Source organism: Aquamicrobium sp. LC103 (assembly GCF_001014615.2).
GTDB lineage: Bacteria > Pseudomonadota > Alphaproteobacteria > Rhizobiales > Rhizobiaceae > LBCQ02.
This window is the reverse complement of record NZ_LBCQ02000001.1, coordinates 98,304-121,669: the sequence shown is the minus strand read 5'-3', so window position 1 is coordinate 121,669 and position 23,366 is coordinate 98,304. Positions and strand designations below refer to the sequence as shown.

The window sequence follows — 23,366 nt, the reverse complement described above, 5'->3', positions numbered from 1 at the left end:
GGTTACCTCGCGGCGGCGGGAGTTCGGCGGTCTGACCGACGGCTTCGCGCAAACGCGGTCAGCGCCGCAGCCCGGGCCTCACGCGAAGGCGTAGGACCCGTCGGGCCGCTTCGGCACCCTGCGTTGCCAGTGGACGTAGCCGTCCTCCGCCATCGCCTTTTCATCCATTTCGACCCCCCAGCCGGGGCGGTCGGGGCGCAGTTCGAGATAACCGTCGCGAGGCAGATAAGGGTCCGCCACATAACGCGTTTCGTCCTCTCGGTTCTCGACCTCCGTGCCGCCATAGACATAGCACTGGCCGACCGGCAGGCGGTATTCGAGGATCTTGAAGTTCTGCTGGGCCGCGGCGAAATGGACGTTCACGGCCGTGGCGAGGGGGCCCATCGGATTGTGCGGTGCGACGCCGACGAAATGCGCTTCCGCCAGCGTCGCGATGCGACGCATTTCCGAAATCCCGCCCACCACGCAGATGTCGGGCTGGATGAGGTCGGCGCCTTTCACCTGCAGCAGCCGCAGGAATTCGTTGCGGTTGTAGAGGGATTCACCCGTGGCGAGCGTACAGTTCAGCCCTTGCTTCAGATCACCGTAGATCTCGATGTTTTCCGGGCGCAGCGGCTCCTCGTAGAAAAGAGGATCGTAGGGCGCGAGCGCGTTGCCGAGCTGGCGTGCCGCGTTGGCCTCGAAAATCTTGGCATGGGCGTCGAAGGCGATTTCGTAGGACGGGTCCACCGCTTCGCGCAACTGGCGGAAATACTCGGCCGAGCTGCGCACCACCTCGCCCCAGCGGTGGCTGTTGGGCTCCAGCCGCCAGGGGCTGAGCTTGAAGGCGGTGAAGCCCCATTCCCGGTTCAGCCGATCGAGTTCCTCCTTGGCGTGCGGAACGTCCGGAGCGGTATAGACGCCGGCATAGACCTTGATCCTGTCGCGCACCTCGCCGCCGAGCATCTTGTAGACCGGCACGCCCCGCGCCTTGGCCGCCAGATCCCACAGGCAATGGTCCAGTCCGGAGATCGCGGCCAGTCCCAGCGCTCCCGGGGGAAAGCGGCACTGCTGGATCATCAGGTTGACGAGATAGTCGACCCGTGTCGGATCCTCCCCCGCAATGAAGTTGTAGAGATAGTCGAGCAGGGGCGGCAGAGCGAGATCGGGGCCATGATTGTAGCACTCGCCCCAGCCGGTCAGCCCGTCGTCGGTGTCGAGCGCGACGATCACGCGGGGACGGTCCTTGTCGCGGGTCATGAACACCCGCATGCGGTCGATTTTCATGGAACTTCTCTCTTCTGGTCAAGGAAGCCGGCCTGGGGCCGGGCGAAAACTGGATGCAAGGAACGGCGTCAGCCGGGAGGAACAGCGGCGGCGGGGCGATAGCCCAGGCTGCCCTCGCGCAGCATGCGGGTGTAGGGATGATGCACCTCGTCGCGGATCATGGCGTCGCGGCTCGAAATCTCCACGAACACCCCGTCCTGCATGACCGCGATCCGGTCGCACAGATGGGCGACGACCGCCATGTCGTGGCTGACCAGAACATAGGTCAGGCCGGAACGCTCGCGCAGGTCCTTGAGCAGGTTGAGGATCTCGGCCTGGATCGAGACGTCGAGCGCGGAGGTCGGTTCGTCGAGCAGCAGGATCGAGGGTTCCAGGATCAGTGCCCGCGCGATCGCGACGCGCTGGCGCTGACCGCCGGAAAGCTGGTGAGGGTAGCGAAAACGGAACCGGCCTGGCAGGCCGACTTGCTCCAGTGCCTTTTCCACCCGCGCTTCCCGATCCGCGATCCCGTGTATGCGAAGCGGCTCCATCAGCGTTCGGTCGATGGTGTGGCGCGGATGAAGTGAACCGAAGGGATCCTGAAAAACCATCTGCTGGCGTCGCAATTGCGCCAGGGGGCGCTTCACGGGCCCTACCTTTTCGCCCGCGATGGTTATGGCGCCCTGCCAGTGCTTGACCCGGCCCGCGATGGCGCCGAGCAGGGTGGATTTCCCGCAGCCGGATTCCCCGACGAGGCCGAAGCACTCACCCGCGCCGACGGTCATGTCGATGCCGCGCACGACACGGTTGGCCCTTGGTCCGTGGCCGAAGGCAACGGTGAGGTTCTCGACTTCGATCATTTTGCGCTCGGGCATGGTCACGTTTTCGCCCAGGCGGGGTCGCGGCGCAGGACGGCGAGGCGATCCTTCGGATGGAGCAGGCTCGGCAGGGCCTCGAGCAAACCGCGCGTATAGGGGTGGGTCGCCTTGTCGAGCGCGTTGGCCGGCAGCTCCTCGACGATGCGGCCCGAATACATGATGAGTACCCTGTCGCAGAAACTGCGGACCAGATTGAGGTCGTGGGAGATGAAGAGCAGCCCCATGCTGTTGGCCCCGACCAGCTCGTCGAGGATCGTGAGCACTTGCTGGCGTACCGAAACATCGAGCGCCGACGTCGGCTCGTCGGCAATGATGAGCGCGGGACGGGCGATCAGCATCATCGAGATCATGATGCGCTGCCCCATTCCTCCCGAAACCTCGTGCGGGTAGAGCCCCATGACCCGTTCGGGGTCGCGGATGTGCACCTTCTCGAGCATGTCGAGGGTCCGCCGCCTTGCCGCGCGCCGGGAAAGCTTCTCATGCAGGATCGCCGTCTCGGCGATCTGCTCGCCCACCGTCATCACCGGATTGAGCGAATATTTCGGGTCTTGCAGGATCATCGCCATGCTGTGCCCGCGTATCGCCTGCATGCGTCGCTCCGACACGGCGAGAAGGTTCTCTCCCTGAAACTCCATGCGGTCGGCGGTGATGCGGGTGGCCGACGGATGCAGCCGCATCACCGCGCGCCCGGTCGTGCTCTTGCCCGAGCCGGACTCGCCGATGATGCCGACCTTTTCCCGTCCCACATCGAAACTGACGCCTCTGACGGCCGGCGGCACGGCATGGAGCGAAGGGAAGGCGACGGTGAGGTTGCGCACCGAAAGCAGGGGCTGCGGCTGTTCAGGCATTTTTCGGGTCCAGAATATCGCGCAGGCCGTCGCCGAGCAGGTTGAAGGCAAGGCTGACGAGCAGGATGGCCATTCCCGGTATGGCGGTCAGCCACCAGGCATCGAGCAGATATTGCCGGCCTTGCGCCGCCATAGCACCCCATTCCGGCGCTGGCGGCTGCGCGCCCAGCCCGAGGAAGCCCAGGCCGGCGGCCGTGAGGATGATCGAGGCCATGTTCAGCGTCAGGCGAATGACGACCGAGGGAGCGCAGAGCGGCACGATGTAGAGGAACATGATGCGGGCGACGCCCGCGCCCTGCAGTTCGGCGGCGACGACGAAATCGGCCTTGCGGAAGGTCAGCGTCTCGGCCCGCACCAGCCTTGCGACCGGCGGCCAGACGGTCAGCGCGATCGCGATGACGGCGTTCTCGATGCCCGGTCCGAGCGCCGCCGAGAAGGCGAGCGCGAGAACGAGGCTCGGAAAGGCAAGGAATATGTCGGTGATGCGCATCAGCACCGTATCGACCCATCCTCCGACATAGCCGGCCGCCGCGCCGACGACGAAGCCGATGGGCCCGACGATGACGGTGACGAGGATGGCGATATAGAGGGTCGTGCGAGCGCCGTAGACCAGCCGCGAATAGACGTCGCGGCCGAGTTCGTCGGTGCCGAACCAATGGGCGGACGAGAGCGGCAGCAGGGCGCGGGCAAGATCCTGCTCCAGCGGATCATGGGTGGCGATCCACGGAGCGAACCACGCCGCCAGCACCAGGAGCACCACCACGATCAAGCCGCCGAGCGCCAGCGGATTTGCGCTGAAGCGCAGCCAGGTCACATAGGCCTGATGGGCTCTCGCCTGCGCGGGCGACGAAAAGTCCTCGTTGAGGAGCCATGCCCGAAGGCCTTCGGATTTAGGCGGCACGCTCATGTCAGCGGGTCCTCGGGTCCACGAAACGGTAGACGACGTCGGTGAGCAGGTTGATGAGGATGGAGATCAGCCCGATCAGCAGCACCGAGCCGAGCACGGCGTTCATGTCGGCATAGAACAGGGCGGCGGTCAGATACTGGCCGAGGCCGGGCCAGCCGAACACGGTCTCGATCAGCACCGCGCCGTCCAGAAGTCCGCAAAAGGCCAATGTGACGACGGTGAGAAGTTGGACCCTTATGTTGCGGAACGCATGCTTCCAGACGATCGGTCTTTGTCCGAGCCCCTTGGCGCGAGCGGTGAGGATGTATTCCTGATTCAACTGTTCGAGCATGAAGCTGCGGCTCATCCGGCTGAGATAGGCCATGGCGGCGTAGCCCAGCAGCAGGGCCGGAGCGGCGATGTGATGCAGCGCGCTTCGCAGGACTTCCCATTCGCGGGCCATCAGCGCATCGAGGATCAGCATCCCCGTGGGACCTTCGACGAGGCCGTCATTGTAGAGGTCGATGCGGCCTCCTCCGGGAATCCATCCCAGCCGGGCATAGAAGATGAGTATCACCATGGTCCCGAGCCAGAAGATCGGCGTGGAATAGCCAAGGAGCCCGACGACCCTGCCCAGATGATCGACCCAGGTTCCGCGGCGCACCGCCGATGCGATGCCGAGCGGCACGCCCAGCAGGGTGCCGATGAATATGGCGAGGACGGCCAGCTCCAGGGTGGCGGGAAACACCCGCGCCAGATCCGCCGCCACCGGATTGCGGGTCACGTTGGACTGGCCGAAATCCAGATGCAGGATGTTCTGGACATAGGTGAGGAATTGCTCGGGCACCGGCCTGTCGAGACCGAGCTCCCGGTAGACCCGGTCATAGGCGGCCTGGTCGAAATTGTCGCCCAGAATGGAAATCACCGGATCGGCGGGAATCATCCTGCCGATGATGAAGGTCAGCAGCAGGAGACCGAAGAGGGTCGTCAGGATCGCGACCATCGAGGAAGCAACCTTGCGGAGGGCTTCGGCAAGCCGTCCGTCTCCGGCCCGTCCTTCCGTTGTGGTCAGTTCAGGACTGCTCACGTCGTTCTCCTGCAGCCGGGTTCAGCTTTTGGCGACCCCGTCCCAGCGGGTCAGCCAGGTCGGATGGCCGACATAGCCGCTGACCCGCTTGCTCACGGCCTTGACGTCGAAACGCTCGAACGAGGTAATGAGGGCTGGAGAGGCTTCCAGATAGAGCGCGTTCACCTTGGTGTAGATTTCGGCGCGGCGCGAGGGGTCGGTTTCGCGCGCGCCCGCCATCACCAGGTCCTGCAGCTCGCGCGGCACATCCCAGGCCGAACGCCAGGCCATCAGCCCGCTCAGCGGAGCATCGTCGCTGTTGTCGGCGTTGGTGGCATAGGACTGGAGAATTGAATGCGGATCGGGCAGCCGCTCGCCGCTGCGGCCCATGAATATGTCGAACTTGCGCTCGCGGAACCGGCTGAGATAGTCGCCCATTTGAAGGTCGAGCTTGATTCCGGCCCGTGCGGCGTTGGCCTGCAGCGACTGCGCGAACTCGAAATAGGGCGTGCCCGGCCCGATATAGAGCGTTTTCGAGAAGCCGTCGGGATATCCCGCCTCGGCGAGGAGCGCCTTGGCCTTCTCGATGTCGAGCGAATACGGCATCTCGTCGAGGAAGCCCGGCAATCCGTTGGGAATGACGGTCTGGCTCTTGATCCCGTAATATCGCATCACGGTGCTTGCCAGCCCGTCATAGTCGATCAGATAGCGGAACGCCTCGCGCACCTGCGGGCTCGAGAGGATTTCGTCCTTCTGGTTGAGCGCCACATAGTAGAAGCCGAAGCCCTGCACCTTCTGGATATCGATGGTCCCTGCCTTCTCGAACACGTCCAGATCGGTGGACGACAGGCGTGTCGCCACGTCCAGATCGCCGGTTTCCAGTTGCAGGCGCTGCACCGAGGATTCGGGCATGTGGCGCATGATGACCCGACGCATGGCGGGCGCGCCGTTCCAGTAATCCGCATAGGCATCGGCCATCATGACGTCGTTGGCGCGCCATGTCCGCAGCGAGAACGGGCCGCTGCCCGCGTCCGCGGCCTGGAGATGGGCGCGGCCCAGGTCGCCGTTCTGCTCCTTGTCGGCAAGGAACGCGCGATCGACGATCGAGCAGGCGGAACTGGCCAATGAGGCCAGGATCAATCCCGGGCTCCAGGCTTCCGGAGTTTCCAGAACCAGCGTGCGCTCGTCGGTGGCCCGGATCAGCGTTTCGACATTGCTTTCCTCATATCCCCACTGCCGAAGATCGATGGCCGGGGCGAGGCCGAGCTTGACCAGCCGGGCGAGAGACCATGCGGCGTCTTCCGCGGTCAGCGGATTGCCGGAATGGAAGGTTACGCCCTCGCGGATCGTGAACGTGAAGGTGCGTCCATCTTCGGAAACGGTCCAGGATTCGGCCAGTTGCGGTTTTGGAGCGTCGAGAGCGTCGGGCTCGAAATAGACGAGGCGGTCGTAGAGATTGGCCAGAATTTCCGCGGATTCGATCTGGTTGGCTTCATGGGGGTCGAGCCCGCGCATCGATCCCATGTTGACCGCGATCACGAGCTGGTCCTGCGGGGTGGCCGCGAGCGCGGCTGAACCTGGCATCGCGGCCGCGAACGCGCCCAGCGCAACGCCGCCCAAGAACTGACGTCTGTCCATTTTCACTTTCCTCCCGATCTCGTCCTTCGCGGCGCCCCCTTTTTTAGTCGACACCGTTTCAGATCTGGTATATCAAATCTCACAGGATGAATGACCCGTCAACCGGAGAATCGCGAATGATGGAAACGGCCGTTGACCAGGCCGCCGAGGTCGAGCCTCTTGGTCCTCTTGCCGTCGCCAGCCTGCGGGAGCATGTGCATCGCGCACTGCGGCAGGCGATCCTGTCAGGCAAATTCCAGGCCGGATCCCGCATCAACGAGCGCAGGCTGGCGGAGCAACTCGGCGTGAGCACCACCCCGGTAAAGGAGGCGCTTCGCCAGCTGGAGGCCGACGGCCTTGTGGAGACCAAGCCGCGCAGCGGCGTGATCGTCAGGTTCGACTATGCGTGGGCCGAGGAGATGATTCTCGCCCGTGCGTCCCTGGAATCGACCATCGCCCGGCTCGCGGCGCAGCGGATCGCCGATGAGGAACGGGCCGGTCTGCGCGCCATTCTGGACGATATGCGCCGCGCGACCGAGGCGGGAGGGCCCGAGGAGCTCATCGTGCTCAACGAGGCCTTTCACGACCGCATCCATGTTCTTGCCCGCACCCGGTATCTGGGCCAGTTGACGGATCGGCAGCAGGTCTACGATTCGGGCGCCCGCCGCGTGATTCACATGAACCCCGAAGAGCGTCAGCGTGCGCTTGCCGAGCACGTCGCGATCGGCGAGGCGATCATCGCCCGCGACGCGGTTTCCGCCGAAACCGAAATGCGCGAGCACGTCCTGCGCGCCGGCGAAAGCTATCTCAATCTCGTTTTCAGGAAATGATGAGGACTACCGAAGTGACTGACCGGATGGTTTTTGTACGCACGGCTCTCAAGGGAATCTCGGGGGTTCCGGTAACGCCCTACGACGCGAACGGGCAGATCGACGAAACCCTGTTGGCCGGCGTGATCGTCCGGCTGGCCGATGCGGGTATCCACAACCTCATGGCGGCGGGCAATACCGGCGAGTTCTTCTCCCTCTCCATCGAGGAAATCCGCAGGGTTCACGCGGTGACGGCGGAGGCCGCGAACGGAAAATGCCTCGTCAGCGCGGCAGTGGGCCGTTCGCTCATCGAAGCGAAAGCGCTGGCCCGCGATGCGATCGCCGCCGGGGCGGGAGCCATCATGGGGCATCATCCGATGGATCCCTTTGCGGGGCCGGCCGCGCAGGCCGACTACTTCCTCGCCCTGGCCGACGCGTCGACCGTGCCGGTGATCGCCTATGTCAGGACCGACACGTTTTCGGTGGATGATTTCCGACGGCTGGCGTCCCATGGGAACATCGCCGGGATCAAGTTCGCCTCGACCAATCTGATGTTGCTGGCCGAGGTGATCCGCTCCACCGAGGACCTGCCCGCCATCTGGGTTTGCGGTCTCGCCGAGGCGTGGGCGCCGGCGTTCTACGCCGTCGGGGCGGAGGGGTTCACTTCCGGGTTCGTCAATGTCTTCCCCGAGATATCGCTCAAGGTGCATGCCGCGCTTGCCGCGGGCGATTTCGCCGCCGCGCGCAAGCTCATCAACGGCTTCTCCCGGTTCGAGGAACTACGAACCCATTATCGCAACGGCTCGAACGTGACCGTCGTGAAGGAGGCCTTGACGATCATGGGCACCGAGGTCGGCGCCGTGCGCTTGCCCGGCGTGCCGCATCTCTCCGAAGGCGAGCGCACCGTCTTGCGGTCGATCATCGCCGCTCAGGTTGCATGAGCGGGTAGCGGCTTGGCCGCCGGTCAAGAACCAGTCGGCCGAACCGTGCCGCGTCTCACCGTTCGTCAAACGACCGGGTGTCAATCGGTTATCGGAACCACTTGACGAGGATCGATTTGCAGCCACGCCGAGCCGCCGACCTCGAATTTTTCGGACGGCGGAGCCGCTACCTTGAATTCGACGTCGGAGTTGCGTGAACGGAACACATAGTCCCAAGCCTCTCCCAGGAAAGCCGACCGCGTGATCGTGCCCTCGAGCTTGATCGCATTTTCATCGGACGATGGCTCCGTCGTCAGGCGCATGGCCTCCGGGCGAATCGATGCCGTGAGTTCTCCGCTCGATGCGACGGGGCCGTTAATCGCCGCCATTGGCACGCTGAACCCGGTGAAGTCGATCAGATCACCGCTCCGATGACCAGCTATGAAGTTCGTACGGCCGATGAAACTGGCGACGAAACGTGTCCGGGGGCGTGTGTATAGCGCGTACGGAGTATCGATTTGCTCAAGCAGTCCCTTGTTCATCACCGCGATACGATCCGAGGTCACCATGGCCTCCGACTGGTCATGCGTCACGTAGACCGAGGTAATTTTGAACTCGTCATGCATGCGCTTGATCTCGAAACGCATCTCTTCGCGAAGATTGGCATCCAGGTTGGAAAGGGGTTCGTCGAGCAACAGAAGTGCCGGTCGAACAACGATCGCTCGCGCCAGCGCGATGCGCTGCTGTTGGCCGCCCGACAATTCGGAAGGATACCGGTCCGCCAGATGGCTCATGCGCACGACTTCGAGAATCTCGCCGGTTCGCCGCCTTACCTCCTCCCGAGGCAGCTTGCGGAGCTTCAGCCCGAAGGAGACGTTTTGGGCAACCGTCATGTTCGGCCAGATGGCATAGCTCTGGAAGATCATGGACATGCCACGCTTCTCAGGCGGGACAGACCCGTCTGGCGCTGACAGCAGCTTGCCGTTCAATTCGATGGCACCGGCCGTCGGATCGATGAACCCCGCTATCATCCGCAACGTCGTCGTCTTTCCGCAGCCGGAAGGTCCGAGCAGCGAAACGAACTCCCCGGGCTTGATATGCAGGTTGAGATCGGCGACCGCGTCGAAGGCGCCGAACCGACGACCGAGATTTCTGAGGACCAATCCGTCCATTAGCTTCTCCTCAACATAAAGTCGCGCCCGAGATACCTCACTCCGATTGCCACTACGGCGACGATCATGAGGAGCAGCAAGGTGCCCAGGGCGGCCAACACTTCCATTCTGCCCTCCTCGCTGAGGTCCAGCAGAACCACCGAAACAACACGAGTGTTCGGGCCAACGAGAAAGATCGCGGTGGAAAGTTCCTGTGCGGCGAGCACGAAGATCAGCAACCAGCCGCCTGCCAATGTTCGTTTGAGCAGCGGCCCGACGACGCTGCGGATAACGCTCAGCCTGCCGCCGCCGAGGATACGCACCGCATCCTCCATTTCCGGATGAATGCTGCGCATGCCCGCCACCGCGGTCGTGAATGCGATAGGCAGGAAACGGGTCGCCACCGCGAGCACCAGTATCGTGTAGGTGCCGTAGAGAGCCAGGGGCGGCAGGGCGTAGGCCGCATAGAAGCCGATCGCCAGCACGATCCCGGGTATCACGTAAGGAGATACCGCCAGAAACGCGAGGACTTGACCAAAAGGCAGCACGCGGCGTTGCACGATATAGGCTATGCAGAGCGCCAGCAGGATGGCGAGCGTCGCCGCCGCGATCCCGATGCCAACGCTCGCTACGAGCGCATGCTGCGAGCTCGAATGTTCGAACAGGGCATAATGGAAGTTGCGCAGCGTAAAATTGTCGATCGAGAACCCTGCCGTCCAGGACCGGTTGAATGCGGCAAGCAAGAGCACGACGAAAGGCAGCAGCACCGCCAGGGCAACCACGGCGAAACAATATGCGAACATGGCCCACCGCCACCGCCCGAGCTTGACCAGTCGCCGCTCGCCGCCCTTTCCCGTCAATGACGTGTATCCCTTGCGCCGCAGAATAAGCCGCTGCAGTCCGAGAAGGCCGACGGTGATCAACAGAAGCGGGACCGAGTAGGCGGCCGCCACTTCCACCCGGAGGGGGAAGCTGAAGAATTCCGAGAGCTGAATCACCACCACCGGAAAGCGCGCGGGGATGGCGATCAGAGCCGGCACGCCGTAGAGCGCGATGGCACCCAGAAAAGACAGCAGGGCGCTTCCCAGAATCGCGGGCAGCACCAGGGGAAAGGTAATCTTGAGCGCGGTCTTGACTGGCCCGGCTCCCAATATGTTCGCCGCATCCTCCATCTCCGAGTTGATCATCTCGAAAGCGGACGAGACAAAAACGAAAACGAGGAAGAATCCGCCGATTGCAGTCACCAGCACGAGGCCCCAGAAGGTGAACACGTTGACGAGGGGCTCCGTTGCTCCGGTCAACCAGAACCATGCGCGATTGATCCATCCGGTGTTGGGACCGGCAAGCAGTATCCAGCCAACACCGCCGAGATATGGAGGCATGATGAAGGCGCCGAACACGCCGTAGCGCACGAGATTTTTGCCCGGCATGTCGGTCCGTGTACATGCCCACGCAAGCGGAACCCCGAACAGCAGTTTAAGCGCCACCACCGCGGCACCCATCTTGAGCGTATTTGTCAGCGCCGTGACGTGCCGCGCCCGACCATACGCTTCGGCATAGTTGGACAGCGTCCAGTTGCCCGTCTGCGCGTCGGTGAAGCTTGCGATGACGAGCGTCGACATGGGCGCAAGGATCAGCACGACGAGTATCGCCGCCAAAAGGAGCCAGAGCAGGTTTTGCGGTTGCAGTCGGCTCGCCCATGGAACCGAGCTGCCCCAGCGAGCGTGAGCAATACTCGAACCCTCCGTTGTGCGCGATGCTGAGGTCATTGTTTCACCTGTTGAAGCGTGTGCGGTAGGACGCGCGAAGGTGAGGCAGCCAGCCGTTCAGCCGGCCGCTTCACATTCGGAGGGGCAAATCAGATGCCGAAGGTGTCTCTGAAATTCCCCTGAATCTCCATCGACTTGTCCAGCGCCTCCTGCGCCGGAATGAAGATCAGGTTCGGTTCGTCCAGGGAGATGCTCCCCTTGGGCACCTCAACTTCCGGCCGCAATGGATAGCGGTAGATGCTGGCGAGATACTCGGAAACCTCGACGCTGAGCAGGAATTCTTGGAGAAGCTTGCCCGCGTTGGGCCGCTGAGCGGCATCCAGCACCGAGGTTACCGAAACAGGCATGACCATGCCGTCGGTAGGCGCGACCATCGCGGTCGGAGCACCTGACAGGTGCATGTCCTGCAAAGCAACCGACAGTGAGGCTATCGAGATCTTTCGCTCTCCGGTACCGACCAGATTCTGGGCATCGAGAATCGACCGGGAGATATGCGGTTGGTTTTGTTCAAGCTTCTCGAAGAACTCCCAGCCGTATAGATCATTGATCGCCGTGGCCCAGACTCCGACGGCGCCGGAAAAGCTTGGGTGACCGATTGCGACCTGACTTTTCCATTTCGGATCGTACAGATCGGTCCAGTTCCTTGGAGCCTCTTCTTCCGGCACCAGCTTCGTGTTGTAGAGAATGACGACCGGAGACACCCCCGAAGCTACCCAGTACCCGTCGGGATCTCCCATTTCGCGGATGCGCGGCACGACGTGCTGCAGATTTTCGGGAACGTATTTTAGCAGCTGACCGGCGCCTTTCAGTTGCAGGACCTGGCTGTCTTCGTTGGTGGAAAAGACATCCGCCTGAAGTGCTCCAGCTTGCAGCTCTTGCTGGATGCGTTGAAACGCGACCTGCCCGGTTGAGCGCACCGGATTGCATGCGACGCCCGGATATCGCTCGCTAAAGAGCGAACATATGGTGTCGGCGTTTTCGGTGTTGTACTGCGAGACATACCAAGTCACGGACCCTTCGGATTTGGCCGCCTCGTACAAGGCCTGTTCGTTGGGGGTATAGTTGGTCTCGGCGCTCGTGTGAGAAATGAATGCAGCGGAAATGAACGCCGCCAGCGTGAGTCTGCCAATCATGTTTTTCTCCTCCCGGTATAGCGTGTTGTGGCAACGGAATCGGATCCCGTTACCGTGTCATGGTTTTGCTCAGGGTCTCCTGTGGCAGATAGCAACCGGCCGCCCGCAGGGCGGCGACAAGTCGCTCCGTGTCGAGGTCGCAGCCGGGCTGGCCGGTATCGATATGCTGCTTGGCCGCGGTGCCGGCGGCCTGCCCCATCATATAGGCGGCGGATTGCGCGCGAATGGATCCATGAACCTGATGGCCGCTGGAATGGCAGCGTCCCGCGGCCCAGAGATTCTCCCAGCCTCTTGGGACAAGTATGCTGTAGGGAATGCCGACCGAGCTGCCGCGCGCCAGTTTCAGGTCGCCATCGAAATCCCGCTTGAAACGCTCGTATTCCTCGACCGAGGTGTTGGTGGGATGATTGTCCGGCGGACGGTTGTACACGCAGATCTGATCGGGAAACTGCCGACGGGCGGTGTAGTCTTCGATCGTGAGAAGAAACTCTCCGACTATGCGTCTCGTGTCGCGGACCCCCATGACGGGTGCGGTGGCGACATGCTCGATATTTTCGCACCCCGGAACATATTTGCGGAAGAACTCCGTGTATTCCACGGCCGTCCGTCGCCCTTCCATCATGCCGTTCGACAGGCTCTTGCTGTCCAGGCCGTTCAGGCCGAAGACGTGGCCGGCATTGACGTTGGCGATCGTGTCGCCGAGCTTGTTCATGCCGGGCATGAAGCGATCGGCCTGTGAGAAATGCCCGTCGTCTATGGCCTGGTGAAGGAGCTCGCTGCGCGTCCTTTTCTTGACTTCGTCGATGCCGCTGTAGTCGTTGCCGTAGGCGGGATCGTTCCAGTTTATACCGCCATAGAGCGAGCACAGCGTCGAGGGCGCCGTATCCGGCCAGTCGATTCCCGCAACCTTGCACTCCGCCCCGCACAATGCCGCCAGCGCGGCGTCTCCGGTTGCGTCGACGAAAGCCTTCGCCTTGATGAAGCGATATCCGTCGACGCTGCTGGTGACGGCGCCGATGATTTTGCGCCCCTCGACTTCGGCATCGATCACGCGGGTGAAGAAGCGGACATCGACTCCCGCTTCGACGGACTTTTCGTCCAGTACGCGCTTCAGGCCCTCGGGGTGAAAGGGAATCCAGCGATTATAGTGTGAGTGCCAGAAGTCGGGCGTGACGCCGGGGCCCAGGAAGCCTCTCTGGTGCATCGTCTCCACGAGCTCCCGGGCGAAGCCGCCGACGAGAGTTCGTTCACCGTCTCCCATCGGCCCGAAAGTCGTGACGAGCGCCGATGTGCCCATGCCGCCAAGGCAACCCGTCGCCTCTGCCAGAAGCACCTTGGCTCCGAGCCTCGCGGCGCTGATTGCCGCGGCGGTTCCCGCAGGTCCCCCACCTGCAACAAACACGTCATAGCTGTCATCTATGACGATATCGCGGACCAATTGGTAGGTATGACCACTCATGTTATCGAAATGCTCCCGCTCTGGCTGCACGGCGCGCATTCGATGCATCGAACTGCGCGCCTAGACTGTTCATGGCGGCCTGGACGCCACCGGTGCTGTGCGGAACGCCGGCAATTCCCAGCCCCATCTCGATTCCGGACAGCGTCCCGAGCAACGTCAGATCGTTGAAGTCCCCGAGATGCCCAATACGAAAAATCCTGTCGGCGAGCCTGCCGAGACCCGCGCCGAGCGACATGTTGAAATGATCGAGAACGATGCCGCGAAATGCATCGGCGCTGCAGTCGGCGGGCATCGTCACCGCGGTCAGCGAAGATGAGTAGGATGCTGGATCGGCGCAGAGGACGGTTAGCCCCCATGCCTCCACCGCGGCGCGGGTTGCGGCGGCATGTCTGTCGTGTCGCGAAAATACCCGGTCAAGCGATTCGTCCTCCAGCATGTCCAGCGCGACGTCCAGGCCGTACAGGAGATTCGTCGCGGGCGTGTAGGGGAAGAAACCCTGAAGATTCGGCCCCATCATTTCATCCCAGGCCCAGTAGGATTTCGTCAAACGCGCCGACTTGGACGCTTCCAATGCCTTTTGAGACACCGCATTGAAGGAAAGGCCGGGCGGCAGCATCAGTCCTTTCTGCGAACCGGCCACCGTGACATCCACGCCCCAGTCATCGTGCCTGTATTCCATCGAACCGAGGGAGGAAATCGTGTCGACGAGCAAAAGGGCTGGATGGCCTGCCTGATCGATGGCCTCGCGGATGGCGGCTATCGGCGACACGCAGCCCGTCGACGTTTCGTTGTGGACGACGCATACCGCCTTGATCTCGTGGGCCTCGTCCGCGCGGAGACGATGGCCGATCGCGGCCGGATCGGCCCCGTGGCGCCAATCTCCCGCGATATATTCCGGATGCAGGCCCAGTCGTTCGGCCAGACGCTTCCAAAGTGAAGCGAAGTGCCCCGTCTCGAACATCAATACGCGGTCGTTCGGGGACAGGGTGTTTACCAATGCCGCTTCCCAGGCGCCGGTACCGGATGCCGGAAAGATGATCACCGGCTGCTTGGTGCCGAACACCCGGCCGATTTTCGAGAAGATCCGCTGACCAAGCGCCTGGAAATCCGGGCCACGATGATCGATCGTCGGTCGATCCATGGCGCGCAGCACGCGATCCGGCACATTTGTCGGACCGGGTATTTGAAGGAAATGGCGCCCGGCATTGTAATTCATGAAGTCACGACCCCTCGATTTATGCCGCGCTCATTTTCGAGCGGCGGCCTGATAGGCGTCTCTTTTCAGGAGACGAGAGTTCGGCTATAAATGAATAATGAATTCATAATTCAGTCAAGGAGCAAATTTGCGTGGGTGTGCTGATGCGATCAAAGGCTTGCCTCCGATGGCTTATGGCGCCATACGGTTGTGGTGATTTCCATCGGAACGAAGGGATGCGGTCCCTGAGATGCGCTTTCGTGCCGCGCGCTTTCATTGACGCGCAACCAGCCGGGTTCATTGGACAAGAACGGTCATGACCTTTGCCGACACGACGGGAAAGCTCGCTCGCCCAGCCCTCTCGGTGGAACTGACGGATCGCGTCCGAGAGCTGATCATGGAGGGGGAGCTCAAGGAAGGCCATAAGGTCCCGGAACGATACCTTACCGAGCGGTTCGGGGTTTCCCGAACGCCTCTTCGCGAGGCGATCAAGGTTCTGGCGCACGAGGGGTTCGTGGTGCTTGTGCCGAATCGCGGCGCGGTTGTGGCTCCCCAGAGCCTGGACGAAATCGAAGAGATTCTGCCTATCGTCGGCGCGTTGGAGGGTCTTGCCGGCGAATTGGCCGCGCAACATGCCAGTGACGCGGACATTCGCAACATAAGCCGGCTAACGGATCGGCTGCGCGAAGCTTTCGAGGCGCGTGACCGGCCGACCTATTTCCAGATCAACCAAAGCATTCATGCGGCCATCATCCAGGCGGCGGGAAATCCGGCTTTGCTGCGCAACCATGCGACGTTCGCACGCCGGATCTACCGTGCGCGGTATCAGGCCAATCTCTCGGAAAGCCGTTGGAAGGAAGCAACCGAGGAACACGAAAAGATTGCGGAGGCGCTGGCGGCCAGAGACGCAAAGGGTCTGGGCGAACTGTTGCGTGAACATTTGTCGCATAAGATGCGGTCGATACGGTCAGCTTTGAAGTAGCAGCCTAGTCAAAGGTCATCGACCGCCAGGCCGCTTTCGCGATCGACCAGCAGCGACAGCGCGGCGAATTCGAGCTCGCCCCAGCCCGACCGCACCACCTGCCGCAGCCTGTCGCGGCCGAGTTCCGCGGTCGGCAGCACCGCGCCCGTCTCGGCCGCCGCTGCCAGGGCCAGCTCGATGTCCTTGACGGCGAGCCTTGCCGGCGCGGTCGCGGGAAGGAAATTCCGCTCGAGCACCCTGCCGCCGTAGACCTTGAAAACGCGGCGGGCGAAATCGGTCTCCCACAGCATCTCCATCAGCGCCTCGCGCGACAGGCCGGATTTTTCCGCCAGCGCCTGAGCTTCGGCGATCGCCTGTGTCAGCGCGAAGATCAGGAAGTTGTTGGCAAGCTTGGTGACGACCGCGTCTCTCGGGCGCGCGCCGACCGTCATCGTCTTTTGCGCCATCGCGGCAAGGACCGGTTCCAGCGGCGCGACGGCGGCGGCAGTGCCGGAGACGGCGAGGTAGAGCGTGCCGTCGGCCGCCATGGCGGCGCTGCCCAGCAGCGGCGCGCTGGCAAGATGTTGGCCGCGCGCCTCGTGAGCCGTTTCGAGCCGGTCGGCGAGCCCCGGCGAGATCGTCGAGCAGGAAAGGTGGATGGCGCCGGCGCGCAGGCCGGCCGCGATCCCGTCATCTGCGAGGGTGACGGCTTCCACGGCGGCATCGTCGAAAAGCACGGAGAGCGCGATGTCGGCGTGACCCGCGGCTTGCGCCGGCACGGCGGCGACCTTGACGCCGTGCCGCGCGAACGCCGCCGACTTCGCCGGGTCGCGGTTCCAGACCGCCGCCAGCAGGCCTGCTTCGCGCAGGCGGTGCGCGATCGGCGCCCCCATTGCTCCCAACCCGATGACCGCGACGCGTGGCGTCATGGCGTGAAGCGCTCCTTCAGTTCACGTCGCAGGACCTTGCCGTAGGCGTTCTTCGGCAGTTCGGGCACGAAGAAAATGTGTTTCGGCTTCTTGAAGCTCGCCAGGTTGTCCTTGCAGAAGGCAAGCACGGCGTCGGCATCGAGCGCCGGATCGTCGCTGACCAGCGCCACGGCGACGCTTTCGCCCCACTCGGCGTCGGGCAGGCCGAACGCGATGACCTCGCGCACGGCCCCGTGTGCCGCTACCACGTCCTCCACTTCCTTCGGATAGATGTTGGTGCCGCCCGAGATGATCGTGTCGTGGCGCCGGTCCAGCACGCGCAGGCGGCCGCCGCCGTCGAAATGGCCGATGTCGCCGGTGTGCAGCCAGCCATCCTTGAGCGCCTTCGCGGTGGCTTCCGGATTGCGCCAATAGCCCTTCATGACGACGTCGCCGCGCACGCAGATTTCGCCGTCCTCGCCATTCGCCACGTCGCGGCCGTCCTCGTCGACGAGGCGAACCTCGATCCCCGAGCGGACGTAACCGGCCGAGACCAGCGTCTCGTCGTCGGCATCGAGATGGTCGGCCCCCGGCAGATAGGAGATCGTCATCGGCGCCTCGCCCTGGCCGTAGAGCTGGTGGAAGATCGGGCCGAAGCGCGCGACCGCCGCGCGAATGTGCTCCAGATGGATCGACGCGCCGCCATAGACGATGCCGCGCAGGCTGCCGATGTCGGCGCGCGGCGCGGTTTCGAGGAATCGCACGATCATCGTCGGCGCGACGAAGGGGATCACGGAGATCGACAGGCGGGCGACGGTGTCGAAGACCTCGTCGGGGCGGAAACCGGTCCGCTCGTGGATGACGTTCTCGGCGCCGCGCGCGAGCGCGGGCAGCATGTAAAGCCCGCTGCCGTGGGACAAAGGGGCGACGTGGAGCAAGCGGTCGGTCTCGTGGAAAGGGAACACGTCGGCGAGGCAGTTCACCGTCGCGGCGATGAGGTTGCGGTGGCTCAGCGTCGCACCCTTCGGCTTGCCGGTCGTGCCGGACGTGTAGAAAATCCACGCCGGCTCGTCGGGGTCGACCTCGGCGGAAGGGCCAGGCGTTTCGAGCGGCGTCGGCAGGGCGAAATCTTCGATCGCGATTATCTCGAGGGAAAGCCCTTCGGGCAGGCCCGCCTTCAGTTCCTCGACATGCTCGGCATGGGTGAAGATCAGGCGCGGCTCGGCATCGCCCGCGATCCAGGCGACCTCTCGCGGATGCAGCTTGGCGTTGGTCGGTACGACCACCAGTCCGGCGCGCATCGGCGCCAGCAGGAGCGCCGGAAACTCGAACCCGTTGCGCAGGAAGATGAGCACGCGGTCGCCGCGCTTGCAGCCCCTGGCCGCGAACCAGTCGCCGAGCGCGGCGCATGTGCCGTCGAAGTCGCGATAGGTCAGGTGCTGCCCGCCCCAGCGGATCGCGGTTTCGTCGCCGCGCCGGCGGATCGCGTCGGTGAGCATGGAATGGACGTTCATATTCGGTATCCCCGCGCGGGAGTTCGATGGCCGCGTCTTGTCGCGACCATGTCGTTTCCCTCACAAGCGTCTTCTCGGTTCAATGGCTTCTGGTCAGCACCCGGTTTCGCAGTATGCCGATGCCTTCGACCTCGAGCTCGACGACGTCGCCGTGCTTCAGGAACTTCATGCGTTCCAGACCGCAGCCATTGCCGACCGTCCCCGAGCCGAAGAACTCGCCCGGATAGATCGTCTCGGACTGCGAGACATGGGAAAGCAGATCCTCGAATTTCCAGTGCATCGTGCCCGTGCTGCCGCGGCCCCATTCCTCGCCGTTCACGCGGCAGACCATGGTGAGGTTGTACGGGTCCTTCATCTCGTCGGCGGTGACGAGGCACGGCCCCATCGCATTGCCGTAATCGAAGTCCTTTCCCTTGGCGGGGCCGAGCTGGCCGCCCATCTCCTGCGTCTGCGCGTCCCGAGCGGAAAAGTCGTTGAAGATCGTGTAGCCGTAGATGTAGTCGCGCGCCTTGTCGCGGGCGATGTCGACACCCTTCCTGCGCACGTAGAAGCCGAATTCCAGTTCGAAATCCATCAGCTTGGAATAGCTCGGCCAAAGCACGTCCTGGTCGGTTCCGATGACCGAGAAGCGGTTCGCCTTGTAGTAGATCGGCTGCTCGTAGAAGGTCTTCGGGATCGCGAAGACGCCCTTTTCCTCGAACTCCTTCATCGCGGCCTCGGGATCCGGCGTGGCGTCGGCGCGGATGCGCCGCACGGCGTTGAAGGACTGCTTCAGATGCGTTTCGAAGCAGAGGCAGTCCCGCATCTGAATCGGCACCGGCACGGGCGCGAGAAGGCGGATGCCCTCCCTCGAAAACGCCTGCTTGTCGCCCTTCTTCACGGTCTCGTAGGCACGGTCGAGCGCCGCGTCGCCTCCGTCGATCATCGCCTGCACCGATGCGAAGGCCGAATGGCTCTCGCCGAAAGCCTCCTGATGGGCGGCATCGAGGTCGACGATCTTGCGGTCGCCATCCACCAGCGCGCCGGCGCGCTGGGTTCCCTGTCTGTCATAAGTTACGAGCTTCATCGGTCTCCTCCCGTTAAGCGTTCCGGCCTCAGGCGCCAGTCATTCGTCCTGGATTGGGGTGGGCACGCGGGCGTGCAGCAGCGCGGCCTTCATGATCGCGACCAGATGGTTCGCCGTCGCGATTTCGTCCTCGGGATCGCAACGCCCGCCGGACAGGCGGCTGATGCGTCCCATGTCGGCCATGGTGTAGACCATGACGCCCAGCATCGCCTGGTAGCCCCAGTTGATCTCCTCGATCGAACGGTCGGGCATCGCCCGCTGCAACGCGTCCATGACCTTGTAGGCGATGGGGTCGAGATATTCCTCGATGACCTTGCGCTCGAGCGACTTCGGATCGGAAACCTCGCGCGCCAGGATGCGCGCATAGTTGGAGCTCTTCTCCGTGCTGCGCATGTGCAGGTTCGGCACGAGCACGGCCTTGACGATCATCTCCACCTTGCGCTCACGCTCGGGCTCCATCTCGGCGAGCCGCAGGCCGGCGACACGCTGGTCGACGATCATCGGCGCGCGCATCTCGAAGATGGCGCGGTAGAGCCCTTCCTTGCTGCCGAAATGGTAGTTGATGAGTGCGACGGGAACATCGGCGCGCAGCGCGATCTGGCGCACGGAGACGCCGTCGAAGCCGTGGTCGGCAAACTCGGTCTCGGCCGCGCCGAGGATGCGGGCCCGCGTATGGGCGGCATTCCGCTGCGTCGGCTCGACCGTGATAATCTTCTGATCCTGCTGGCTTTTTTTCGATCTACTCATGCCCGTTGCCATCTGTCGGGGCGGCAGATGAGCGGCCCTCGGATGCTCGAATTGAACGACATATCAAAACTCTTGTCAACTTGTTCAAATATCGCTAGCGTTCCTTTCCATCGGTTCCGGGCGAGGAGTTGTCACGGGGCTGACCAGGGAGGAAATCATGTATCGCAAGGCTATCTGGGGCGGCCTGGCCGCCATCGTGTTGGGCTGCGCCGCCGGCCCGGTATCGGCGCAGGAAACCATCAGGCTCACCGCAGCGACGGGACATCCGGAGGTGTTCCTGTGGGTGAAGCACCTTCGGGAAACGTTCATCCCGGCGGTGGATGCCGAGCTGGCGAAGACCGGCAATGTGAAGATCGAATGGACGCAAGGCTATGGCGGCACGATCGTCAAGCTCGGCTCCGAAACCGAGGCATTCCAGAGCGGCATCATCGACGTCGGCCAGATGAGCGGCGTCTTCAACCCGGCGACGATGGGGCTGCTGAACCTCACCTACGCCATGCCGTTCGGCCCGGCTGATGCGCGCGGCGTGACCGCGGCGGTCGAAAAGGCGCTGGTCGACACGGAAGGCGCGCTCGCGCAGCTCGAGGAAGCGACCGGCGTGGTCTATATCGGCGGCGGCATCGCCATCGACGACTACAACATCGCCTCGATCAAGCCGCTGAAGACGATCGCCGACATGGACGGCGTCAAGCTGGGCGGCGCGGGTCCCAACCTCGCCTGGCTGGCGGGCACCGGCGCGGTGGGCGTGCAGGGCAGCTACGTCACCTTCTACAACGACATCAAGACCGGCGTTTACGAAGGCAATATCGGCTGGATCACCGCCAACGTGCCGGCGACGCTGCACGAGGTCGCGCCCAACTGGAACGACGTGAACTTCGGCGCGATGTATATCGGCGGGCTGGGCGTGTCCAAGATGATGTGGGACACCTTCTCCGACGAGACGAAGGCGGCCTTCCGCGCGGCTGCGACGGCCTACACCAACGCCTATTTCGACGAGCAGGAAGCCAATTACGAGGCGGCGCGCAAATCGCTGATCGACAATGGCGGCACGATCGTCGATTTCGACCCGGCCGAGCGCGCGAACTGGATCAAGGCGCTGCCGAGTCCCTCAGCGGCATGGATCGCGGCCGCGGAGGCGAGGGGCGAGCCGGGCAGGGCACTGCTCGAGGCCTATCGCGACAACCTTGCCGCCACCGGCTTCACCTTCGAGCGTGATTATCTGGCGGAGTGATCCGCCAGCCGCACGGCGTCCGCGCCGCACCGCGCGGACGCGCCGCATCGACACCCGTCCTGACCGGAGGCCCCCATGGCTGAAGAAGCTGCAATTCCGCGCGGCGACGCGCCGCCCCCTCATATGCCCAGCGGCCCGTTCGCGCGCGTCATCGGCGCCATGAACGCGGTCGGCACGCTGTGGATCATCGGCCTGATGGTGCTCATCAACGCCGATATTTTCGGCCGCAGTTTCCTGCACCGCCCGATCGCCGGCGTGCCGGAGCTTGTTGCCTTTTCCATCGTCGGCATCGTCTTTCTGCAATTGGCGCACACGCTGCGCTCGGGATCGATGACGCGGTCGGACGTGCTGCTGAACGTGCTGGAACGGCGGGCACCGCGCGCCCGCTTCATCCTGCTCGCGGTCTTCCACGCCGTCGGCGGGATGCTGCTGCTGCTCGTGGCCTGGAAGTACGCGCCGAGCGTGGCTGCCGCCTGGCAGCACCCCGAGCGCAATTTCATGGGCAATCCGGGCTTCTTCACCATCGTGCAGTGGCCGCTATTCGCCCTCGTCTTCCTCGGGATCGCCGCCACCGCCATCCAGTTCTTCCTGCTTGCCTGGGGCGACGTCCGTTCCGCAAGGAGGATCGCGCGATGAGCGGCATCGAGATCGCATTTCTCTCCATCGCCGTCATGCTGCTGCTGATCTATTCCGGCCTGCATGTGGCAATCGCGCTGATCCTGCTGTCGTTCGGCGGCGTATGGCTCCTGCGCGGTAATTTCGACATCGCCTCGAACATGCTGGTGCTGGCGTTCAAGGACGCCATCAGCGACTACATCTTCGGCGTCGTGCCGCTGTTCGTGCTGATGGGGCTGCTGGTCGCGGTCGCCGGCATCGGACGCGACACCTTCGAGGTGGCGGCGCAGGTGTTCCGCAAGGTGCTGGGCGGGCTCGGCATCGCCACGGTGGCGGCCAACGCGGTGTTCGCGGCCATCACCGGCATCTCCATCGCCTCGGCCGCCGTCTTCACCAAGGTCGCGGTGCCGGAGATGATGCGCCACGGCTATACGCCGCGCTTCTCGGTCGGCGTCGTGGCGGGGTCGTCGGTGCTCGGCATGCTTTTGCCGCCGAGCCTGCTCTTCATCCTCTACGGCGTGCTCACGGAGCAGTCGGTCGGCTCGCTGTTCATCGCCGGCATCGTTCCGGGCATTCTCCTGGCGGTGATCTATTGCATCGGCATCCTCGCCATGGGCCGCTTCTGGCCGTCCTTCGTGGGCAGCGGTTCGGCGACGGCCTCGGAGCCGGTGCGCGAGATGGGCATCGCCGAGATGGCCAATAAGCTGGCGCCGATCGTGGTGCTGGTGGCGCTGGTGCTCGGCGGCATCTATGGCGGCTTCTTCACGCCGACGGAGGCGGGCGCGGCCGGCGCGCTGGGCGCGCTGCTGATCTCGCTCGCCAAGCGGCGGCTCTCCTGGGCGAGCTTCTGGCAGGTGCTGGTTCAGACCGGCCATACGACGTCCTCGATCTGCTTCCTGATTGTCGGCGCGAGCCTCTATTCGCGCATGCTGGCGATGTCGGGCATGCCCGGTTGGCTCGGCTCGTGGGTGGTCGATTCCGGCCTCGGCGTGACCGGCATCATCATCGCGCTGATGCTCGTGGTCATCCTGCTCGGAACGATCCTCGACTCGGCCTCGATCATGCTGCTCACCCTGCCGATCGCGATCCCGATCCTGATGGGCATGCAGGTCGACCTGATCTGGCTCGGCGTGCTCATGGTGATCGCGGTCGAGATCGGTCTTCTGACCCCGCCTTTCGGCATCGCCGTGTTCGTGGTCAAGGCCACGCTCGGCCCCGACAGCAAGGTGACGCTCAACGACATCTTCGCCGGATCGGCGCCTTTCGCAGGGATGATGCTGCTGGTGCTCGTCCTCGTCTTCCTCTTCCCGTGGCTCGCCACGGCGCTCATCTGACACAAGGAGAAATC

The 23,366-nt window shown here is 63.6% G+C and carries 21 protein-coding genes; 6 read left to right on the top strand and 15 right to left on the bottom strand.

The window, feature by feature from the left end:
• Nucleotides 1-78 precede the first annotated feature (78 nt).
• The 6 genes from XW59_RS00595 to XW59_RS00570 form a co-directional block, all read right to left on the bottom strand.
• Nucleotides 79-1,266, bottom strand: a complete 1,188-nt coding sequence (locus XW59_RS00595) for a galactarate dehydratase (RefSeq protein WP_047147109.1) — start codon at nt 1,264-1,266, stop codon at nt 79-81.
• A gap of 68 nt (nt 1,267-1,334) precedes the next feature.
• Nucleotides 1,335-2,105, bottom strand: a complete 771-nt coding sequence (locus XW59_RS00590; RefSeq protein ID WP_206077687.1) for an ABC transporter ATP-binding protein — start codon at nt 2,103-2,105, stop codon at nt 1,335-1,337.
• A 17-nt stretch (nt 2,106-2,122) separates the two neighbouring features.
• On the bottom strand, nt 2,123-2,971 hold the full coding sequence (locus XW59_RS00585) for an ABC transporter ATP-binding protein (RefSeq protein WP_047147111.1): 849 nt from the start codon (nt 2,969-2,971) through the stop codon (nt 2,123-2,125).
• Nucleotides 2,964-3,878, bottom strand: coding sequence for an ABC transporter permease (locus tag XW59_RS00580; RefSeq protein ID WP_047147112.1), 915 nt, complete (start codon nt 3,876-3,878; stop codon nt 2,964-2,966). Before XW59_RS00580 ends, XW59_RS00585 begins: the two co-directional genes overlap by 8 nt.
• Nucleotide 3,879: 1 nt before the next feature.
• On the bottom strand, nt 3,880-4,860 hold the full coding sequence (locus XW59_RS00575; protein WP_082137699.1) for an ABC transporter permease: 981 nt from the start codon (nt 4,858-4,860) through the stop codon (nt 3,880-3,882).
• A gap of 105 nt (nt 4,861-4,965) precedes the next feature.
• The gene (locus tag XW59_RS00570) at nt 4,966-6,561 is read right to left on the bottom strand and encodes an ABC transporter substrate-binding protein (RefSeq protein ID WP_137326951.1); all 1,596 of its coding nucleotides are present in this window, start codon (nt 6,559-6,561) and stop codon (nt 4,966-4,968) included.
• 119 nt (nt 6,562-6,680) lie between these two features.
• Here XW59_RS00570 and XW59_RS00565 point away from each other — a divergent pair, with 119 nt between their 5' ends.
• Together XW59_RS00565 and XW59_RS00560 are read left to right on the top strand one after the other, a co-directional pair.
• Nucleotides 6,681-7,370 (top strand): GntR family transcriptional regulator, encoded by a 690-nt coding sequence (locus tag XW59_RS00565; protein WP_052958286.1) that lies wholly within the window; start codon nt 6,681-6,683, stop codon nt 7,368-7,370.
• Nucleotides 7,370-8,290, top strand: coding sequence for a dihydrodipicolinate synthase family protein (locus tag XW59_RS00560; RefSeq protein WP_246665966.1), 921 nt, complete (start codon nt 7,370-7,372; stop codon nt 8,288-8,290). The genes XW59_RS00565 and XW59_RS00560 overlap by 1 nt, the downstream gene beginning before the upstream one ends.
• A gap of 80 nt (nt 8,291-8,370) precedes the next feature.
• Here the strand turns inward: XW59_RS00560 and XW59_RS00555 are convergent, their stop codons facing one another.
• The 5 genes from XW59_RS00555 to XW59_RS00535 all read right to left on the bottom strand — a co-directional run bounded on the left by XW59_RS00555 (nt 8,371) and on the right by XW59_RS00535 (nt 14,997).
• The gene (locus XW59_RS00555) at nt 8,371-9,441 is read right to left on the bottom strand and encodes an ABC transporter ATP-binding protein (RefSeq protein ID WP_047147115.1); all 1,071 of its coding nucleotides are present in this window, start codon (nt 9,439-9,441) and stop codon (nt 8,371-8,373) included.
• Complete coding sequence (locus tag XW59_RS00550) at nt 9,441-11,189, bottom strand: iron ABC transporter permease (RefSeq protein WP_136068353.1); 1,749 nt, start codon at nt 11,187-11,189, stop codon at nt 9,441-9,443. Before XW59_RS00550 ends, XW59_RS00555 begins: the two co-directional genes overlap by 1 nt.
• Nucleotides 11,190-11,278: 89 nt before the next feature.
• The gene (locus XW59_RS00545) at nt 11,279-12,322 is read right to left on the bottom strand and encodes an extracellular solute-binding protein (protein WP_047147116.1); all 1,044 of its coding nucleotides are present in this window, start codon (nt 12,320-12,322) and stop codon (nt 11,279-11,281) included.
• Nucleotides 12,323-12,371: 49 nt separating this feature from the next.
• On the bottom strand, nt 12,372-13,781 hold the full coding sequence (locus XW59_RS00540; RefSeq protein WP_047147117.1) for an FAD-dependent oxidoreductase: 1,410 nt from the start codon (nt 13,779-13,781) through the stop codon (nt 12,372-12,374).
• A gap of 1 nt (nt 13,782) precedes the next feature.
• Nucleotides 13,783-14,997 (bottom strand): aminotransferase class V-fold PLP-dependent enzyme, encoded by a 1,215-nt coding sequence (locus tag XW59_RS00535; RefSeq protein WP_047147118.1) that lies wholly within the window; start codon nt 14,995-14,997, stop codon nt 13,783-13,785.
• A gap of 295 nt (nt 14,998-15,292) precedes the next feature.
• Between XW59_RS00535 and XW59_RS00530 the strand changes: the two genes are divergently transcribed.
• Nucleotides 15,293-15,958, top strand: a complete 666-nt coding sequence (locus tag XW59_RS00530) for a GntR family transcriptional regulator (protein WP_047147119.1) — start codon at nt 15,293-15,295, stop codon at nt 15,956-15,958.
• Between the two features lie 8 nt (nt 15,959-15,966).
• Here XW59_RS00530 and XW59_RS00525 read toward each other — a convergent pair whose 3' ends face one another.
• The 4 genes from XW59_RS00525 to XW59_RS00510 all read right to left on the bottom strand — a co-directional run bounded on the left by XW59_RS00525 (nt 15,967) and on the right by XW59_RS00510 (nt 20,172).
• Nucleotides 15,967-16,866 carry an NAD(P)-dependent oxidoreductase gene (locus XW59_RS00525; protein ID WP_047147120.1) on the bottom strand — a complete coding sequence of 300 codons (900 nt, stop codon included), beginning with the start codon at nt 16,864-16,866 and terminating at the stop codon, nt 15,967-15,969.
• On the bottom strand, nt 16,863-18,359 hold the full coding sequence (locus XW59_RS00520; protein ID WP_047147121.1) for an AMP-binding protein: 1,497 nt from the start codon (nt 18,357-18,359) through the stop codon (nt 16,863-16,865). The genes XW59_RS00525 and XW59_RS00520 overlap by 4 nt, the downstream gene beginning before the upstream one ends.
• 79 nt (nt 18,360-18,438) lie before the next feature.
• Entirely contained in the window at nt 18,439-19,425 is a 987-nt protein-coding gene (locus tag XW59_RS00515; RefSeq protein ID WP_047147122.1) for a fumarylacetoacetate hydrolase family protein, read from the bottom strand.
• A gap of 39 nt (nt 19,426-19,464) precedes the next feature.
• A complete protein-coding gene (locus XW59_RS00510) occupies nt 19,465-20,172 on the bottom strand; it encodes a TetR family transcriptional regulator (protein WP_052958288.1) in 708 nt (235 codons plus the stop codon).
• Nucleotides 20,173-20,329: 157 nt separating this feature from the next.
• Between XW59_RS00510 and XW59_RS00505 the strand changes: the two genes are divergently transcribed.
• The 3 genes from XW59_RS00505 (at nt 20,330) to XW59_RS00495 (ending at nt 23,352) form a co-directional block, all read left to right on the top strand.
• On the top strand, nt 20,330-21,403 hold the full coding sequence (locus XW59_RS00505) for a hypothetical protein (RefSeq protein ID WP_047147123.1): 1,074 nt from the start codon (nt 20,330-20,332) through the stop codon (nt 21,401-21,403).
• Nucleotides 21,404-21,478: 75 nt separating this feature from the next.
• The gene (locus XW59_RS00500; protein WP_047147124.1) at nt 21,479-22,039 is read left to right on the top strand and encodes a TRAP transporter small permease; all 561 of its coding nucleotides are present in this window, start codon (nt 21,479-21,481) and stop codon (nt 22,037-22,039) included.
• Nucleotides 22,036-23,352 (top strand): TRAP transporter large permease, encoded by a 1,317-nt coding sequence (locus XW59_RS00495; protein WP_047147125.1) that lies wholly within the window; start codon nt 22,036-22,038, stop codon nt 23,350-23,352. Before XW59_RS00500 ends, XW59_RS00495 begins: the two co-directional genes overlap by 4 nt.
• Nucleotides 23,353-23,366: the final 14 nt, after the last annotated feature.